At 61.0% G+C, this 17,393-nt stretch carries 16 protein-coding genes; 6 read left to right on the top strand and 10 right to left on the bottom strand.

Annotated features, from left to right (window positions below):
• Positions 1-243: 243 nt before the first annotated feature.
• From panC to dksA, 9 genes are all read right to left on the bottom strand, one after another.
• Positions 244-1,095, bottom strand: a complete 852-nt coding sequence (gene panC, locus ACYASU_RS21705) for a pantoate--beta-alanine ligase (protein WP_463584005.1) — start codon at positions 1,093-1,095, stop codon at positions 244-246.
• On the bottom strand, positions 1,092-1,892 hold the full coding sequence (gene panB, locus ACYASU_RS21700; RefSeq protein WP_192174609.1) for a 3-methyl-2-oxobutanoate hydroxymethyltransferase: 801 nt from the start codon (positions 1,890-1,892) through the stop codon (positions 1,092-1,094). The genes panC and panB overlap by 4 nt, the downstream gene beginning before the upstream one ends.
• A 210-nt stretch (positions 1,893-2,102) precedes the next feature.
• The gene (gene folK, locus ACYASU_RS21695; RefSeq protein ID WP_192174610.1) at positions 2,103-2,585 is read right to left on the bottom strand and encodes a 2-amino-4-hydroxy-6-hydroxymethyldihydropteridine diphosphokinase; all 483 of its coding nucleotides are present in this window, start codon (positions 2,583-2,585) and stop codon (positions 2,103-2,105) included.
• Positions 2,586-2,591: 6 nt separating this feature from the next.
• Positions 2,592-3,992 (bottom strand): polynucleotide adenylyltransferase PcnB, encoded by a 1,401-nt coding sequence (locus ACYASU_RS21690; RefSeq protein ID WP_346631262.1) that lies wholly within the window; start codon positions 3,990-3,992, stop codon positions 2,592-2,594.
• 756 nt (positions 3,993-4,748) lie between these two features.
• Positions 4,749-6,188 (bottom strand): sigma-54-dependent transcriptional regulator, encoded by a 1,440-nt coding sequence (locus ACYASU_RS21685; RefSeq protein WP_133776134.1) that lies wholly within the window; start codon positions 6,186-6,188, stop codon positions 4,749-4,751.
• Between the two features lie 22 nt (positions 6,189-6,210).
• Entirely contained in the window at positions 6,211-9,165 is a 2,955-nt protein-coding gene (locus ACYASU_RS21680; RefSeq protein ID WP_192174612.1) for a sensor histidine kinase, read from the bottom strand.
• Positions 9,149-9,325, bottom strand: a complete 177-nt coding sequence (locus ACYASU_RS21675) for a hypothetical protein (RefSeq protein ID WP_002552060.1) — start codon at positions 9,323-9,325, stop codon at positions 9,149-9,151. The genes ACYASU_RS21680 and ACYASU_RS21675 overlap by 17 nt, the downstream gene beginning before the upstream one ends.
• A gap of 121 nt (positions 9,326-9,446) precedes the next feature.
• Positions 9,447-10,334 carry a tRNA glutamyl-Q(34) synthetase GluQRS gene (gene gluQRS, locus ACYASU_RS21670; RefSeq protein WP_463584004.1) on the bottom strand — a complete coding sequence of 296 codons (888 nt, stop codon included), beginning with the start codon at positions 10,332-10,334 and terminating at the stop codon, positions 9,447-9,449.
• 177 nt (positions 10,335-10,511) lie between these two features.
• Positions 10,512-10,955 carry an RNA polymerase-binding protein DksA gene (gene dksA, locus ACYASU_RS21665; RefSeq protein ID WP_065988293.1) on the bottom strand — a complete coding sequence of 148 codons (444 nt, stop codon included), beginning with the start codon at positions 10,953-10,955 and terminating at the stop codon, positions 10,512-10,514.
• Between the two features lie 360 nt (positions 10,956-11,315).
• On the opposite strand from dksA, the gene ACYASU_RS21660 reads away from it, so the two are divergent.
• On the top strand, positions 11,316-12,488 hold the full coding sequence (locus ACYASU_RS21660) for a pyridoxal phosphate-dependent aminotransferase (protein ID WP_463584003.1): 1,173 nt from the start codon (positions 11,316-11,318) through the stop codon (positions 12,486-12,488).
• On the top strand, positions 12,488-13,231 hold the full coding sequence (gene sfsA, locus ACYASU_RS21655) for a DNA/RNA nuclease SfsA (protein ID WP_463584002.1): 744 nt from the start codon (positions 12,488-12,490) through the stop codon (positions 13,229-13,231). Before ACYASU_RS21660 ends, sfsA begins: the two co-directional genes overlap by 1 nt.
• Here the strand turns inward: sfsA and ACYASU_RS21650 are convergent.
• Complete coding sequence (locus ACYASU_RS21650; RefSeq protein ID WP_463584132.1) at positions 13,209-13,538, bottom strand: Rieske (2Fe-2S) protein; 330 nt, start codon at positions 13,536-13,538, stop codon at positions 13,209-13,211. The genes sfsA and ACYASU_RS21650 overlap by 23 nt on opposite strands.
• A gap of 169 nt (positions 13,539-13,707) precedes the next feature.
• On the opposite strand from ACYASU_RS21650, the gene ACYASU_RS21645 reads away from it, so the two are divergent.
• The 4 genes from ACYASU_RS21645 to deoC all read left to right on the top strand — a co-directional run bounded on the left by ACYASU_RS21645 (position 13,708) and on the right by deoC (position 17,370).
• The gene (locus ACYASU_RS21645; RefSeq protein ID WP_463584001.1) at positions 13,708-14,601 is read left to right on the top strand and encodes a heme/hemin ABC transporter substrate-binding protein; all 894 of its coding nucleotides are present in this window, start codon (positions 13,708-13,710) and stop codon (positions 14,599-14,601) included.
• Between the two features lie 50 nt (positions 14,602-14,651).
• Positions 14,652-15,635, top strand: a complete 984-nt coding sequence (locus ACYASU_RS21640; RefSeq protein WP_463584131.1) for a FecCD family ABC transporter permease — start codon at positions 14,652-14,654, stop codon at positions 15,633-15,635.
• Positions 15,635-16,402: a heme ABC transporter ATP-binding protein gene (locus ACYASU_RS21635; protein WP_463584000.1), complete on the top strand. Its 768-nt coding sequence runs from the start codon at positions 15,635-15,637 to the stop codon at positions 16,400-16,402. Before ACYASU_RS21640 ends, ACYASU_RS21635 begins: the two co-directional genes overlap by 1 nt.
• A gap of 212 nt (positions 16,403-16,614) precedes the next feature.
• Positions 16,615-17,370 carry a deoxyribose-phosphate aldolase gene (gene deoC, locus ACYASU_RS21630; protein ID WP_463584130.1) on the top strand — a complete coding sequence of 252 codons (756 nt, stop codon included), beginning with the start codon at positions 16,615-16,617 and terminating at the stop codon, positions 17,368-17,370.
• Positions 17,371-17,393 lie beyond the last annotated feature (23 nt).

Raw genomic sequence — 17,393 nt, 5'->3', positions numbered from 1 at the left:
TGTCTGCGCCTTGCTTTACCTTTGCTCGGTACTTTTTCTCACGGAGTAGAGTTGCTGGTCTGACACGAACTGTATCGGTATGGCATTGCGGGTGTGGCTAAGTTCATCGCCAGGGTCCTGGAAAGGCCGAGGCCTGCGCTTCACACTCGGTTTCGCGCAGTGAGCATAGGCGCAGATGGTCATCCGATCACGTGACTTTTGCTTTACACGTGACCGGATGCGTTCTTCAGCCGGGCGGGCAGGTTATTCCCTGACCAGATGCAGGTTGTCGATCAGGCGCGTCTTGCCCATGAACGCCGCGCCCAGCACCACCAGATCATGATCATCCGGGGTCGCAGGACGCAGGCTGACTGCGTTGCGAATCTCCAGGTAATCAGGACGGAAGCCCGCGGCTTCCAGGGCTTTGACGCCATCGCCGATCAACTGCTGATGATCCTGTTCGCCATTCTGCAATGCCGTGCCGATCTGTTTGATCACGCGGTACAACGCAGGCGCTGCAGCGCGCTGGTCTTCAGTCAGGTAGCCATTGCGCGACGACAGGGCCAGGCCATCGGCGGCACGCACGGTGGGTTCGCCGATGATTTGAATGGGCATGTTCAGGTCACGCACCAGCGCATTGACGACGGCCAGTTGCTGGAAATCCTTCTGACCGAAAATCGCGATGTCCGGCTGCACCATGTTGAAAAGCTTGCTGACCACCGTCGAAACGCCGTCGAAGTGACCGGGACGGCTGCCGCCACACAGGCCTTCGGACACCACCGGCACCCGCACGATGGTCTGATCAGCCATGCCATGGGGGTACATTTCATCGACCGTCGGCGTGAACAGCAGGTGGCAGCCGGCCTGAAGCAGTTGTTCCTGATCGGCGGCGAGAGTGCGCGGGTACGACGCAAGGTCTTCGGTGGGACCAAATTGAAGCGGGTTGACGAAGATGCTGGCGATCACGAAATCAGCCCGTTGAACGGCTTTAGTGACCAGGGCGATATGGCCGCTGTGCAGGTTGCCCATGGTGGGCACCAGGGCGATGCGCTTGCCTTCGCTGCGTGCGCGGGCAACGACGGCGCGCAACTCGCGAACGGTTTTGACTGTGTTCATGCCGAGAATCCGTGTTCTGGAGCGGGGAAGCTGACGTCCTTGACCGCGCTGACATACGCGCCAATCGCTGACTGAATGTCCGGCTGACCGGCCATGAAATTCTTCACGAACTTGGGCACGCGGCCGGTGATCGACAGCCCTAGCATGTCATGAAGCACCAGCACCTGACCGTCTGTGGCGCTGCCGGCGCCAATACCGATCACCGGAATCTTCACGGCGTGGGTGATTTCCTGGGCCAGTTCGCTCGGCACGCATTCCAGCAGAATCATCGCGGCGCCGGCCTGCTCAAGGGTAATCGCGTCGGCCCGCATTTGCCGCGCCTGCGACTCCAGACGACCCTGCACTTTATAGCCGCCCAGCACGTTGACCGCCTGAGGCGTAAGGCCCATGTGCGCACACACCGGAACGCCGCGCTCGGCCAGCAGCCGGATCGAGTCGGCAAGCCACGCCGCGCCTTCGATCTTGACCATGTGCGCACCCGCTTGCATCAGCGTGGCGCTGTTGGCAAAGGTCTGCTCGGGGGTGGCGTAGGACATGAACGGCAGATCCACCAGAATCAGCGCGCCCTGGTTGCCGCGTTTGACGCCGGCCACGTGGTACGCCATTTCAGCGGTGGTGACGGGCAGCGTGCTGTCGTGGCCCTGAAGGACCATGCCCAGCGAGTCGCCGACCAGCAGCACTTCCACGCCGGCCTGGCTGGCGGTGTGGGCAAAAGTCGCGTCGTAGCAGGTCAGCATGGTGATTTTTTCACCTTTCTGCTTCAGAGCCAGCAGGGACGTAACGGTGATATCGGGCATGGAAAGTCCTCATTCAGGCGCTGTGAATACTGCGGCGAGCAACGCGTGATTCATCTTGGGAGGCAGGCACATCGTCGTTTCGCGATGTTTGCAACGGCCTGATCCGCGCCTTGTGGCCGGTCGCCCGGCTTTGGGACGCTTATCTTCGTGAGGAGGGGGCGGGAAGTCAATTCCGGGTGTTACCGGTTTGAACGTACCTGCAGAAAGGCGTCAGCTCGGCAATCGCTCCAGGCCTTCGAACGGGCACTGAGCAAGCAAATCATTCAGCGCGCGGCCATCGGCGAAGGTGATCCCCGGCGCCAGCTCGGCCAGTGGGTACAGCACAAACGCGCGCACCTGCATCTGGTAGTGCGGCACCTTCAGGCGCGGCTCATCAATGAGGCGATCGCCGAACAGCAAGATGTCGAGGTCCAGCGTGCGCGGCCCCCAGCGTTCGAGGCGTTCGCGGCCCTGATCGTTTTCGATGCCCTGCAAGGCATCAAGCAGCGTGAGAGGGGGAAGCGAGGTGTCGAGCGCCGCGACCGCATTGGTGTAACGCGGCTGACCCGGCAACAGCGAGTCGCTGACATAAAAGGAGGAAACGCCTGACAGACTGCTCTGCGGTAACAGGCCCATAGCCTTGATCGCTTCTCGCAACTGTTCGGCAGGGTCGGCCAGGTTGCTACCGAGGCCGATGTAAACGCGCTCGATCATCGGGTGTTATTCCGCCCCGTCGACGCCGGCGCGTTTGCGCTTGCCGCTGCTGCTGCTGCGACGGCGTTTGCGCGGAGCCTGGCCGGTGGCGTCTGGCTTGCTGCCCAGGTCACGAATCATGTCGCGGCGTTCGGAGTCGTTGGCGTCCTGATAATCCGTCCACCATTCACCCAGCCCGTCGGTTTCTTCGCCGGCCAGTTCACGCAGCAACAGAAAATCGTAGCCGGCACGGAACCGCGGGTTTTCCAGCAGCAGGTCGGCGCGTTTGCCCGAACGGCGCGGCAGACGTTCCTGCATGTCCCAGATCTCGCGGATCGGCATGGTGAAGCGTTTCGGAATCGCGATCCGCTGGCACTGTTCGGTGATCAGTTCGTGGGCCGCTTCCTGCATGGCCGGGATCGGCGGCATACCGCGCTCTTGCAGACGCAGCACGCGAGCGGGCAGGGCAGGCCACAGCAATGCGGCAAACAGGAACGCCGGAGTGACCGGTTTGTTCTGCTTGATGCGCAGATCGGTGTTGGCCAGCGCTTCGCTGATCAGCGTGTGGGTATAGGTCGGATTGTATTCGAGCGCTTTGGAGCTGGCCGGAAACAGGGGCTCGAACAATTCGAGATCGACGAGCATCTCGAACGTCGCTTCGGCGTAACCCGAGAGGAACAGCTTCAGGACTTCTTCAAACAGACGCGCCGAAGGGATGTCGCGCAGCATGGGCGCCAGCGGGCGGATAGGCGTGGCGCTGTGCTTCTCGATACCGAAATCCAGCTTGGCGGCGAAACGCACGGCCCGCAGCATGCGCACCGGGTCTTCCTTATAACGCTGCTGCGGATCACCGATCAGACGAATCAGGCGATTGCGGATGTCGTGCACACCATTGGCGTAATCGAGGACGCGCTCGGTGACCGGATCGTAATACAGGGCGTTGATCGTGAAGTCGCGACGCTGGGCGTCGTCTTCGAGGGTGCCGTAGACGTTGTCACGCAGAATGCGCCCGCTCTCGTTGCGTGAAGACTGGTTGCTGTCTTCGTCTTCGTCGTCGATCGGGTGATTGGCGCGGAACGTCGCGACTTCAATGATTTCACGGCCGAAGTGGATATGAACCAATTTGAAGCGGCGGCCGATGATGCGGGCGTTGCGAAACTCGGCGCGGATCTGCTCGGGCGTGGCACTGGTGGCGACGTCGAAATCCTTTGGCGTGATGCCGAGCATCATGTCGCGGACGCAACCGCCGACCAGATAGGCCTGGTAGCCAGCGGTCTGCAGGCGCTCGACGATGTTCACCGCATAGCGGCTGAATTGATTGCGTTGCAACGAATGCTGGCTGCTGCTGAGCACTTCAGGCGTTGTGCGCACATGTTGCTGCGGCTTGCGCAGTGGGGAACGGAATGACTGGAACAGCTTCTTCAGCATGGGAGGCACTGTTTGAAGGAATATTCGGCCAATTTCGAAGAGTGACCGCACGATGGGCGGGGATTCTAGCATTTAGTCGGGGGATGGTGTAGGAGGCAGCGCGATGGGTGCGTGCGGGTACTGAATGCGCTGCGTGGCGCGGGGTGTCGAGCGGGGGGAGTGTTTAGTGCAGATGCTACTGGGGGAGCCGAAGCTCCCCCAAAGTGCGTGCTCTTATTTTTATTGTCTGATGGGCTTTTTATTTTTGTTGACCGCCCAATTCACGGCTTTCGCCTGTGAAACCTCCCAATCGGGAGTCAAGAGCAAACGGATTGCTTTGGTCGCTGTGCGGCAGTGATCTATCGATCCAACCAGTTCAGGCTCTACCTAAGGGTAGTTTTTGTTGTTCTCGGCCTGGTTGCGGGACAAGTCCCAAATGCAACGCCTCTCCAAAAGAATCAGTTAGCTGCGCCTCCGCCGTGTTGTTCTTGTTATGCGTGAGTCGATTCGTCTTGTTTTTATTATGTTGGTGTTTCAGGTGACTGATTTTTGTTGTTCTTGTACGAATACCTATAGCAGTACCTGTGCCAACTTTCGAAAAACGAGCTGCAGGCCTTTGAATCCAGGGGTGTGGCAAATTGACGCTATTTTGCGCAGGCGAAAAAAAACCGGGGGTTCGTTACCGTACGCCCCGGTTTTGTTACGCCACCGTTTTTGAGGTAACAGTTTTTTCACATTCCCCGTAACCCGCGTGCCAGAGCCCGCGCAGGGACGGACTCACGTTTCGCTGGCCACTCCGGTCTTGCGCCGCGGGATGCCCAGGCGTTGGCGACGCTCCCACAGGCACTTGCGGCTGACGCCCAGCTTGCGGGCCAGCTCGGTTTCGGTCATGTGGTCCTGATGCTCCAGGACGAAGTGCTGGAAATAGTCCTCCAGCGACAAGTCCTCGGTTGGCTCGCCGGCGGTGGAACTAGACGAGCCAGACGTTTGCGGGGCAAGGCCGATGAACTCGTTGACGTCGAGATCGCTCAGCTCGATATCGATGCCCAACAGCTCCGCGGAAATGTCCGGGCTTTCGCACAGGATCACTGCGCGCTCGACCGCATTCTCCAGTTCCCGCACGTTGCCTGGCCACGAGTAGTGCCGAATCGCCTGCTCGGCGTCCGGTGCGAAACGCAGGTCGTTGCGGCCGGCCTTGAGGCTTTGCCGCGCCAGAAACGCATTGGCGATCTCGTTGACGTCCGCACCGCGTTCACGCAATGCGGGCAGCTTCAGCGCGATCACGTGAAGGCGGTAGTACAAGTCCTCGCGGAACTGGCCGACTTTGGCCAGGCTCTTGAGGTCTCGGTGAGTCGCTGCAATCAGGCGCACGTCGACTTTCTGCGACTGCACCGAGCCCACGCGGCGAATTTCGCCTTCCTGCAGGACGCGCAGGAGTCTCGCCTGAGCTTCCAAGGGCAGCTCGCCGATCTCATCGAGGAAGAGAGTGCCGCCATCCGCCGCTTCGACCAGACCGGCACGCCCGGCGCTGGCACCGGTGAAGGCGCCTTTTTCGTGGCCAAACAGTTCGGATTCGATAAGGGATTCAGGGATCGCCGCACAGTTGACCGAAATCATCGGGGCCTTGGCGCGACGGGAAAGGTTATGCAGCGCGCGGGCCACCAGTTCCTTGCCCGTACCGGACTCGCCCTGAATCAGCACGTTCGAGTCGGTCGGCGCGACTTTGCGTATCTTGCTGTACATGTCCTGCATCGGCGGGCAGGAGCCGATGATGCCGATCTCGCCATTGCTGTTGTCCGGACCGGACTTGTCGCCCGTCGCAGTTTTTGCGGTGGCGGCGCGTTCGGCCTGCATGCTTTGCAGCGTCTGGCGATCACGCAGAATGCGTGAGACGGCCTGAAGCATTTCGTCGTGGTCGAAAGGCTTGGCGATGTAATCCACCGCGCCCATTTTCATCGAGTCCACGGCCGAGCGCAGGCTGGCGTAACTGGTCATGATCAGCACCGGCTTGCCTTGGCCGAGCTTGATCAGCTCTGTGCCGGGTGCGCCGGGCAGACGTAAGTCGCTGACGATCAGGTCAAACGAAGGGATGCTGAAACGTTCCTGAGCTTCCTGCACGGATCCGGCTTCGCTGACCTGGTACTGATTACGTTCCAACAGTCGACGCAGGGCGGAGCGGATGATGGTTTCGTCTTCCACGATCAAAATGTGAGGCATTGATTCGGTTCTCTCGACGGTCTCAGTTCACGGCGGACGTCGCTTCGACATGTCGCGGTAAGGTCACCCGAATTCGGGTTCCGCGTTGGTGCTCGGGGTCAGCCGGGCTGTCGATGGTGATTTGTCCATAATGCTCTTCAACGATGGAATAGACCAGCGCGAGCCCCAGTCCTGTTCCTTCGCCCGGATCCTTGGTGGTGAAGAAAGGTTCGAACAAGCGGTCCATGATGGCTTTCGGAATGCCGCTGCCTTCGTCTTCCACGATCAGGTCGACCGTGTGTTCGGAAGCCTCGCTTTTCACCCGTACCGCACTGCCGGCGGGCGATGCGTCGCGGGCGTTTGACAGCAGGTTGATCAACACCTGTGCGAGCCGCTGCGGATCACCGTCCACCCAGTGGTTCGGGTTGCACAGGTTATAGAACTGCACTTCGAAATTGCGCCGGTTCAACGCCAGCAGACCAATGGCATCCTGCGCCACCTCTGCCAGGCACACCGGTTCGTCAGCATGTTGATGCCCGCCGGCGTGGGCGAAGCTCATCAGCGACTGCACGATGCGGGAAACGCGTTTGGTCTGCTCGATGATCTGGCTGCTGATTTCCGTCAACTCGGCGTCTTCTTCGCGTTCTTCGCGCAGGTTCTGCGCCAGGCAGGCGATGCCGGTGATCGGGTTGCCGATTTCGTGGGCAACGCCGGCAGCCAGTCGACCAATGCTCGCAAGACGCTCGGAGTGCACCAGTTTGTCTTCCAGCATCTGCGTATCAGTCAGGTCTTCGACCAGAATCACCAGCCCGCTGTTGCCCGGCGCAAGCGGCTCATCAATGGCCGCCTTGTGCAGGTTGAGCCAGCGAGTCTGACCGTCGAGGCCCAGGCGCTGCTTATGCAAGTGCTCGTCCGGGACATTGATGAACCCCAGCAGCAGCTGCTTCCAGGGATCAACGATGGTTTCGAGCCGTGACCCGACAACGCGCTGAGCGCCGATACCGGTCAGCTCTTCCATAGCCTTGTTCCACATCAGGATCTCCTGATCCTTGGCCAGGGAGCACACGCCCATCGGCAGCTCTTGCAGGGTCTGGCGGTGATAACGGCGCAGGGCGTCGAGCTCGGCAGCCAGGCCGGTGAGGCGGGAGTGGTAATCCTCAAGGCGGCTTTCGATGAAGTGAATATCCTCGGTGACATAGTTCTCACTGCCGGACTTGTAAGGCAGAAACGTCTCAACCATGTCCTGCGCCACACTTGGCCCCATCAGCCCTGAAAGGTTGGCTTCGATACGGTCGCGCAAACGCCGCAGTGCGTAAGGCCGGCGCTCGTCGAACGGCAGATAAAGGTCCCGCAGCGCTTGTTCGACTTCCTTCTGCGCAGCTTTCGCGCCCAGGGGTTTGGCCAGTTGAGTGGCGAACTCCTGGGGTGAAGCAGCGTGAAGTTCGCGACGCTGTGGGCGGCGAACGTTGTCCACGGCGCAGGCCTCGGCCGCACTTGCCTCTTCTGGACTGGGATTGCTGAACAGCGAAATCAGGGTGAACACCAGCACGTTGGCCGCCAACGAGGCAATTGCCGCCATGTGCCAGCTGGTGTCATCCAGCACGTAAATCATGTTCAGCAGCGGGATGTAGAACCCCTGGAAGTCGCCGATCAGCGGCAGCAACATGCTGATGGTCCAGACCGCGATGCCGGCAATCAGACCCGCCATGAAGCCGCGGCGGTTGGCCGCCGGCCAGTACAGCACCGATAGCACACCTGGCAGGAACTGCAATGTCGCAACGAACGCGACGATGCCCAGATTCGCCAGGTTCTGCTTGGCGCCAAGCAGAAGATAAAAGCCGAAACCGGCCATGATGATGGCGACAATCAGGCCGCGCCGGGTCCATTTCAGCCAGCGATAGATATTGCCTTCGGCAGGCGGCTGGTAAAGCGGCAGCACCAGGTGGTTCAGCGCCATGCCGGACAGCGCCAGTGTGGTGACGATGATCAGTCCGCTCGCTGCGGAAAGTCCGCCGATATAGCCGAGCAGGGCCAGGGTCTTGCTGTGGGCGGCGATGCCAATACCCAAAGTGAAATATTCAGGGCTGGTGGTGGCGCCCAGTTTCAAACCGGCCCACAGCACCAGGGGTACCGCCAGGCTCATCAGCAGCAGAAACAGTGGCAGACCCCAACTGGCGCTGACCAGCGAGCGCGGGTTGAGGTTCTCGGTGAAGGTCATGTGATACATGTGCGGCATCACGATGGCCGAGGCGAAGAACACCAGCAGGAGCGTTCGCCACGGGCCTTCCTGCAGTGGCGTGTGCAACGCCGCCAGTGCGCTCTGGTTTTGCAGCAGCCATTGCTCAAGGCTCTGCGGCCCATCGAACACGCCATACAGCGCGTACAGACCGATGCCGCCGATGGCGACCAGCTTGATGACCGACTCGAAGGCGATGGCGAATACCAGCCCTTCGTGTTTTTCCCGTGTGGCGATGTGACGGGACCCGAAGAAGATGGTGAACAGCGTGATCAGCACACAGAACGCAAAAGCCACGTAGTTGCGCACCGGCTCCCGGGTCAGAATGCCGATGGAGTCGGCAACGGCCTGGATCTGCAGTGCCAGCAACGGCAAAACGCCGATCAGCATGAAGATGGTGGTCAGTGCTCCCGCCCAGGTGCTGCGAAAACGGAAGGCGAACAGATCGGCCAGTGACGAGAGCTGGTAGGTGCGGGTGATCTTGAGAATGGGGTAGAGCAGGACCGGGGCGAGCAGGAAAGCGCCGGACACCCCCAGATAACTCGACAGAAAGCCGTAGCCGTATTCGTAAGCCAGCCCCACCGTGCCGTAGAACGCCCACGCACTGGCGTAGACGCCAAGCGACAGCGTGTAGGTCAGGGGGTGACGAATGATCCAGCGCGGGATCAGGCCACGTTCACTGATCCAGGCAACGCCGAACAGCACCGTCAGGTAGGCGGCACTGACCAGAATCATCTGGGTCAGGCTAAAGCTCATCGGCATCTCGTTGGCTCTGCAGAATGAAGGTCACTACGATCAGGATCAGCCACAGCATGTACGGCCTGTACCAGGCGCCGGTGGCATCGATCCACCAATCCATGATGGCCGGGGAAAACAGGTAGATACCCACCACCAGCAGCAGGACCAATCGATAGATATACATTTGGCCTCCCAGGTTGACTGACCAGAAGATGACGGAGCGGCATGGTAACGGATGGCGATGGGGCTGCAAGCGACGTTTCCGCCAGCTTTGTGCTGCCTCCCTGTGAATCGGCTGCGCGAGCTCAGTCTATTCGAGCTTCCTCGATATAGCCCAGGCGGGGTATCGAATCGGCATTCCAGTGGGCAATGGCCCAATCCAGTACCTCTCGGGGCGTAGCGTATTTCAGTTCATCCGGCGTCTTTTGCCCCAGCGCGCGCAGCCCTCGAAGCAGCAACGGCGTGGCCTGATCGGGTGGCAGGGGTGGCGAACGGTAGGATTTACCCAGTTTATGGCCGTCGGGTTGGGTGATCAGAGGCACATGAAGGTAGCGCGGTTGCGGCAGGCCCAGCAGTTCCTGCAGGTACAGCTGACGTGGCGTGGAGTCGAGCAGATCAGCGCCGCGTACGATGTCGGTTACGCCCTGCCAGCCGTCGTCGAGGACCACCGCCAGTTGGTAGGCGTAAAAGCCGTCGCGGCGACGAATGATGAAATCGCCCGCGTCGCGCCCCAGATGTTGCCGAAACTCGCCCTGCACGCGGTCTTCGAAGCGGTATTCCAGCTCAGGCACCCGAATGCGGATGGCCGCGTCTTCGGGTGAGTGCCCGGCGTTCCGGCAAAAACCCGGGTAAATGCCGTTGTAGCCTTCCAGTTGCTTGCGCGAACAGGTGCAGGCGTAAGCGAGCCCATAGCTGAACCACTGATGGATGATCGCCTGATAAGCCTCATGCCGGTCGCTTTGCCTCACCAGTTCGCCGTCCCATTCGAACCCGTAGGCTTCGAGGGTCTGGAGTATCCCCGCCTGGGCACCCGGAACCTCGCGGGGAGGGTCGAGATCTTCCATGCGCATCAGCCATTTTCCGCCGACCGAACGGGCGTCGAGATAGGAGGCCAGCGCTGCGACCAGAGAGCCGAAGTGCAGATAACCGCTGGGGGTCGGCGCAAAGCGCCCTATATAAGAAGGGATTTTCATGGGCGCTGATGGTACTGGAAATAAAACGTACGAAATACCGGACGACCTGTCGTGCAGTGTGGGAAAACGCCACGCCCCCGTAGGGCGCTTTCCAGCCCACACCGTCGGGTGCTCGGCCGGTCAATGCGGGGACACAAAAAAGGACGCCGAGGCGTCCTTTTTACTGGATCAACAGGATCACTTACCGACCTGTTTTTCCTTGATTTCAGCGAGGCTTTTGCAGTCAACGCACATGTCGGCCGTTGGACGGGCCTCAAGGCGCTTGATACCGATCTCGACGCCGCACGATTCGCACCAGCCGTATTCCTTGTCCTGAATCAGCTGCAGCGTCTTGTCGATCTTCTTGATCAACTTGCGCTCACGATCGCGGGCGCGCAGTTCCAGCGCGAACTCTTCTTCCTGGCTTGCACGGTCTGCAGGGTCAGGGAAGTTAGCCGCCTCGTCCTTCATGTGAACAACCGTGCGGTCAACTTCTACCATCAACTCCTGTTTCCACTTGGACAGGATCTTGGTGAAGTGCTTGCGCATGGGGTCGCCCATGTATTCCTCACCCTTCGTCGCGACGTAGGGTTCGAAACCACTGATTGCCGGGGTGCTCTTTTGCTTTTCTTCGGTGGGCATGAACGGACCGCCTCTCACTCTTCTAAGCCATTACACAGGTTAAGATCCATCGCCGACACCTGCCGGCCCTGCGGCTGCAAGCGGGCGAACTTACCAGATCGAATCGGAGCGCGCTACTCCCGGTTGTCGAGGATGGCCCGCAGCACGCACGTGGACTATGACCACAGCCTGAGCGCCCGGTTTTATCTATTTTCCACTGCGCTGAGTTTAGTGCCTGCGGCGCGAGCGCCCGGTTTTCTGGACTGTCGGCTGCAAGTCGCTGCTGCTCCGGCCGATAAACGCTGTAGCCGCCCGGGCGGATGAGTAGAATCGGCGACTTGTCTAGCCACTCCTCACCCCACCCTTACCAAAGGAAGGCCCATGCCACAGCCCTACAGTGCGCGCAGCCGCGCCATCGAACCCTTTCATGTCATGGCGCTGCTGGCGCGGGCGAATGAACTGCAAGCGGCGGGGCATGACGTTATCCACCTGGAGATCGGCGAGCCGGATTTCACCACGGCCGAGCCGATCATCAAGGCCGGTCAGGCGGCGTTGGCCGCTGGCAAGACCCGTTACACGGCGGCCCGTGGTCTGCCGGAACTGCGCGAGGCCATCTCGGGCTTTTACGCTCAGCGTTACGGCGTGAACGTCGATCCGGGCAGAATTTTGATTACGCCAGGCGGTTCGGGTGCACTGCTACTGGCGGCAAGTCTGCTGGTCGATCCCGGCAAACATTGGCTGCTGGCCGATCCGGGTTACCCGTGCAACCGGCATTTTCTGCGTCTCGTGGAGGGGGCTGCGCAGTTGGTGCCCGTGGGGCCGGACGTGCGTTATCAACTGACGGCCGATCTGGTCGCTCAATACTGGAACGAGGACAGCGTCGGTGCACTGGTGGCTTCTCCGGCCAATCCGACCGGGACCTTGCTGCACCGCGACGAGCTTGCCGCGCTTTCGGCGTCGCTCAAGGCGCGGGATGGCCACCTTGTGGTGGACGAGATCTATCACGGCCTGACCTACGGAATGGACGCGAGCAGCGTGCTGGAAGTCGATAACGACGCCTTTGTGCTGAATAGTTTTTCCAAGTATTTCGGCATGACCGGTTGGCGACTCGGTTGGCTGGTTGCCCCCGAGGCGGCGGTCGGTGATCTGGAAAAGCTGGCGCAGAATCTTTACATCAGCGCGCCGAGCATGGCGCAAAGTGCGGCACTCGCCTGTTTCGAGCCGCAGACCCTGGAGATCCTCGAACAACGTCGTGCCGAGTTTGCCCGCCGTCGCGACTTCTTGCTTCCGGCGCTGCGCGAACTGGGCTTCAACATTGCCGTGGAGCCAGAAGGCGCCTTCTATCTATACGCAGACATCAGCGCGTTCGGTGGCGACGCATTCGCGTTCTGTCATCACTTTCTGGAAACCGAGCACGTCGCATTTACTCCCGGGCTGGATTTCGGTCGGTACCGCGCCGGCCATCATGTGCGCTTCGCCTACACCCAAAGCCTGCCCCGGCTTCAGGAAGCGGTCGAGCGAATAGGCCGTGGTCTGCGGAGCTGGCAAGGCTGATGCGTTTCTCACCTCCACTTGAAGAAGGCCGGCTGATTCAGCGCTACAAACGCTTCCTTGCCGACATCGAGACCGCCAGCGGCGAGCGGCTGACGATTCACTGCCCCAACACGGGTTCTATGTTCAATTGCATGATGCCGGGTGGCCGGGTCTGGTTCAGCCGCTCCAATGACCCCAAGCGCAAGCTGCCGGGCACTTGGGAAATTACCGAAACACCACAGGGGCGGCTCGCCTGCGTCAACACCGCGCGCGCCAACAGGCTGGTGGAAGAAGCACTTCTGGCCGGCGTGATCACGGAATTGGAAGGGTTTACGGCGCTCGAGCGCGAGGTCGCCTATGGCCAGGAAAACAGCCGCGTCGACTTCCGTCTGGATTACCCTGATGGCCCGCTGTACCTGGAAGTCAAAAGCGTGACTTTGGGCTTTGATGACAGTCGGGTCGCTGCGTTTCCCGATGCGGTCACCCAGCGCGGCGCGAAGCACCTGCGTGAATTGGCGGCCCAGGCGCGGGAAGGCGTGCGCGCCGTGTTGCTGTACTGCGTGAACCTCACGGGCATCGATGCCGTCCGGCCCGCCGCCGAAATCGACGCGGCCTACGCCGCTGCTTTGCTTGAGGCGGCTGCGGCAGGGGTTGAAGTCCTGGCGTATGGCGTCGAGCTGACCCCTGACGAAGTGCGCATTGATCGGCGCCTTGAGATTCACCTCACGGAAACGCGCCCGCTCAGTCCGGTGCCACTGGACTGATCCAGATGCCCTGAGCGTCTTCGCCGCAGTCGATAGCCCTCAGGGAGTTGCCCTCGCAAGGGCCGGCGACGCACTCGCCGTTCTCGATCAGGAACAGCGCACCGTGAGTGGCGCACTGGATCAGACTGGCGCTGGCATCGAGAAACTCATCGGGCTGCCATTCCAGCGCTACTCCACGATGGGGACACCGATTGGCGTACACATAAACCTGCCCCCCTCGCCGGACGGCCAGAATCTTGAGCTCATCAACCTCGAACCCGAGGCTTTTGCCTTCAATCAGCGCAGCGCTGTCGCACAGGTATTTCAGCGTAGTCTCCTTAGCGCTTGACGCTCAAATGCAAATAATTATCAAATGCCTGGCCGTAGCAGGCTGCGCATTCTGCCAGCAGTCAAACCCGTCAGTCGATGAACGAAATCCAGCCAGTCGCGCCTTGAGGTGATCGACTGCGCCTTCCTTTATAGAGGACGCACCTTTTATGCGCTTCACCGCCCAGCTGATCGCGATCGTGATAGGGCTGTTTGTTGCCCATCTGGCAACGGCCGCTTCACCCGAGCCGCAACGCTGGGTCAGTGCCGGCGGCGCCTTGACGGAATGGATCGTCGCGCTGGGCGGGGAATCGCATCTGGTGGGCGTGGACAGCACCAGCCAGCACCCGCCATCGGTCAAATCGCTGCCGGGCATCGGTTACCAGCGGCAGTTGTCGGCGGAAGGTATTCTCACGTTGCGTCCGAAGATTCTGATAGGCACCGAAGAAATGGGGCCTCCGCCGGTCATCCAGCAACTGCGCACGGCCGGCGTGCAAGTGGAGGTGCTGTCGGCGAGTGCAGAGTTGTCTGCGCTGCGAGCCAATCTTGAAAGGCTCGGCGCGCTATTGGGCAATGAAGGCGAGGCGCGGCAGTTGAGCGACCAATACATCCAGCGGCTCGCGGCGGAGCATGAGCGAGTGACGCAACTGAAGCGTTCCGCGCCCGGTGTTCTGTTGCTGGTCAGTCATGCAGGCAGCGCGCCGATGGTGGCTGGCGCAGGCACTGTCGGCGACTGGCTGATCGCCCAGGCGGGTGGCCGCAACCTGGCTACCCACTCTGGCTATAAAGTGTTTTCCAATGAGGCACTGAGCGGGCTGAATCCTGAAGTGCTCGTTGTAAGCGATCGGGCTCAAAACGGCGTCCAGCCGCGCGAGGCATTGCTGCGTGAAAACCCACTGCTCGGGGCAACCAGGGCCGTCCGGGATAACCGCGTAATCGAGATTGACCCGACGTTACTGGTGGGCGGTCTTGGGCCTCGATTGCCGGACGCCGTGAAGTCGTTGGCAGACGCCTTCTATCCTGACGCCTCAGCGCTCAACGCTAGGGTCTCGAACGCTCAATGAAGCTTGATCTTGCCCCCAAAACGCTGTTTATCCTGCTGGGCTTCGCCTGCTTGCTGGCGATATGGCTGTCTCTCGCGCTCGGGCCTGTCAGTCTGCCAATGATGGACACCTTGCGCGCGTTTCTTCATCTGGTGGGCGTGCCCGTGGCGGAGGACAACTTGCAGCAGGCGGAACTGATCGTGGGCCAGATCCGCCTGCCTCGTACGTTGCTTGGACTGGCTGTAGGTGCAGTGCTGGCGTTGTCCGGCGTGGCGATGCAGGGTCTGTTCCGCAACCCCTTGGCGGATCCCGGTCTGGTCGGGGTTTCCAGTGGCGCGGCATTGGGGGCGGCGGTAGCCATCGTCGCCGGGGCATCCCTGGGCGGAATGCCTGAGGCGTTCCAGCCGTATCTGCTGTCCATCTGCGTCTTCGCCGGTGGGCTTGGTGTTACCGCAATCGTCTATCGGCTCGGACGCCGCGATGGCCGAACCAGCGTCAGCACCATGCTGCTGGCGGGGGTGGCGATGACCGCGCTGGCCGGTTCGATCATCGGCCTGTTCACGTATCTGGCCGATGACGCCAGCCTCCGGACGCTGACGTTCTGGAATCTGGGCACGCTGAACGGCGCCAGTTATGCCCGGCTCTGGCCTCTTTTGCTGGTTTGCGTGGCAGTGATTCTCTGGCTGCCGCGCCGAGCCAATGCGCTCAATGCGTTGCTGCTGGGAGAATCGGAGGCGCGTCACCTGGGCATCGAAGTCGAACGCCTCAAGCGTGAGCTGATTCTGTGCATCGCCTTCGGCGTGGGGGCCGCCGTAGCGGCGGCGGGGCTGATCGGTTTCATCGGCCTCATCGTGCCGCACCTGGTGCGACTGCTGACCGGGCCGGACCACCGCGTTGTTCTTCCCGCATCGGCGCTGGCAGGCGCAACGCTGCTGCTCTTCGCGGACATCTTTGCCCGACTGGTGATGGCCCCTGCGGAGCTGCCGATCGGGATTGTCACCGTGTTCATTGGCGCGCCGTTTTTTCTATTCCTGCTGGTTCGAGGGCGTAGCTGATGTTGATCGCCAATGACTTGGGCATCATGCGTGATGGCAAACAGGTGGTCGCCAACATCGACTTGGCATTGGCGCCCGGTCAGATGCTTGGCGTGCTGGGCCCCAATGGTGCCGGGAAAAGTACGCTGATGGCTGCCCTGTGCGGCGAGCTTGCCCCGACCCACGGCCAGGTGTTGCTGGACGACATTCCCCTCAATCAGTGGCGTGGCCCCGAGCGGGCGCGGCGGCTGGCTGTACTGCCGCAGAGTTCGACGTTGAGCTTCGCGTTCAAGGTCGAGGAAGTGGTTGCGATGGGCCGCTTGCCCCATGACAGCGGTCAGCAGCGTGACGGTGAAGTTATCCAGTACGCCCTTGCGGCCGCCGATGGGCTGCACCTGCTGGGTCGCAGCTATCTGACGCTGTCGGGAGGCGAGCGTCAGCGGGTCCATCTGGCGCGAGTGCTGGCTCAGGTGTGGCCCGGCGAGGAGGGCCAGATCCTTCTGCTGGACGAGCCGACCTCGGCGCTCGACCCGCTGCATCAGCACACCACGCTGTTAGCGGTTCGCGCGTTCGCCGACCGTGGCGGCGCGGTAATGGTGATCCTGCATGACTTGAATCTGGCCGCCCGTTATTGCGATCACCTGTTGTTGCTGAATCAGGGTCGGGCACATCTATCCGGCACACCTCAGCAAGTGCTGAAGCCTGAAGCGCTGAAGTCGGTATTCGGCCTGGATGTTCTGGTACAGCCCCATCCCGAGCGTGGGCATCCGCTGGTGATCGCTCGCTGAAATGGGGCTCGGATCGACCGCTATAAGCTGCCCATGTCAACGCAGCAGCCCCATTTTCGATGCCCGTGCGGGCAATGTCCTTCGGACAATTCTTGTAATCACGTAGGCCTGCTCTTTTGCGTCTTTGTGACCGTTCAGGCACAGCCGTTCTCGATTATCGTCGCCCCAGGCAAAGACATTGAGGGTGTGTGATGAACGACCTAAACGAAGCAATGGACGTGTATGAGGTCGAAGCGTCGCTGGCGCAACTGGCTATCGGCCTGATGGAGTTGGCGTCGTTGAACGCCGACGACACGCCTGAAAAGATTATTGCGTTGTGTCATCGAGCTCTGACACCTGTGGGACATGTTGCCGCCGTTTGCGTAATGCCCAGATTCGCAGGACTGGCGCGGCGCACGCTCGACAGTCTTCATGCGCGGGAGATCAAAGTCGTGGCCGCGGTCAATTTCCCCAGCGGTTCGCCTTCTGTCAGCTCCGCCGAGTCGGAAACCCAGGCGGCAATCCTTGCGGGCGCCGACGAAATCGATCTGGTTTATCCCTTCCATGCGCTACTGGGCGGGGACAGGCAGATCGGCGCAGACATCATCAGTGCCTGCAAAGCCAGGTGTGCTCGGGCAGCATTGACCGTCACGCTGGAAACCGGCGTGCTGCGTGATCCGCAGGTCATTCACGGTGCAAGCTGTGTGGCGATTGAGGAGGGCGCCAATTTTCTGAAAACCAGCACGGGCAAACACATCATCAACGCAACGCCCCAGGCCAGCCGAATTTTGATTGCGGCCATCGCCGAGTCAGGCGCCCATGTGGGCATCAACGTTTCGGGAAACGTGCGGACGCTTGATGAAGCGCGGGTGCACATGGATCTGGTCAGGGCACGATTCGGCCCCCGCTGGCTTGAGCAGGGGAGACTGCGGCTCGGGGCGACCAGCCTGCTGGATGATCTGTTGGTCCGTCTGGGTGTGGGCCATTAAATCGCAGGCAAAAAAAGACCCGG

This window comes from Pseudomonas sp. HP_12 (assembly GCF_055283955.1).
This window is presented reverse-complemented; position numbering and strand designations above follow the sequence as displayed.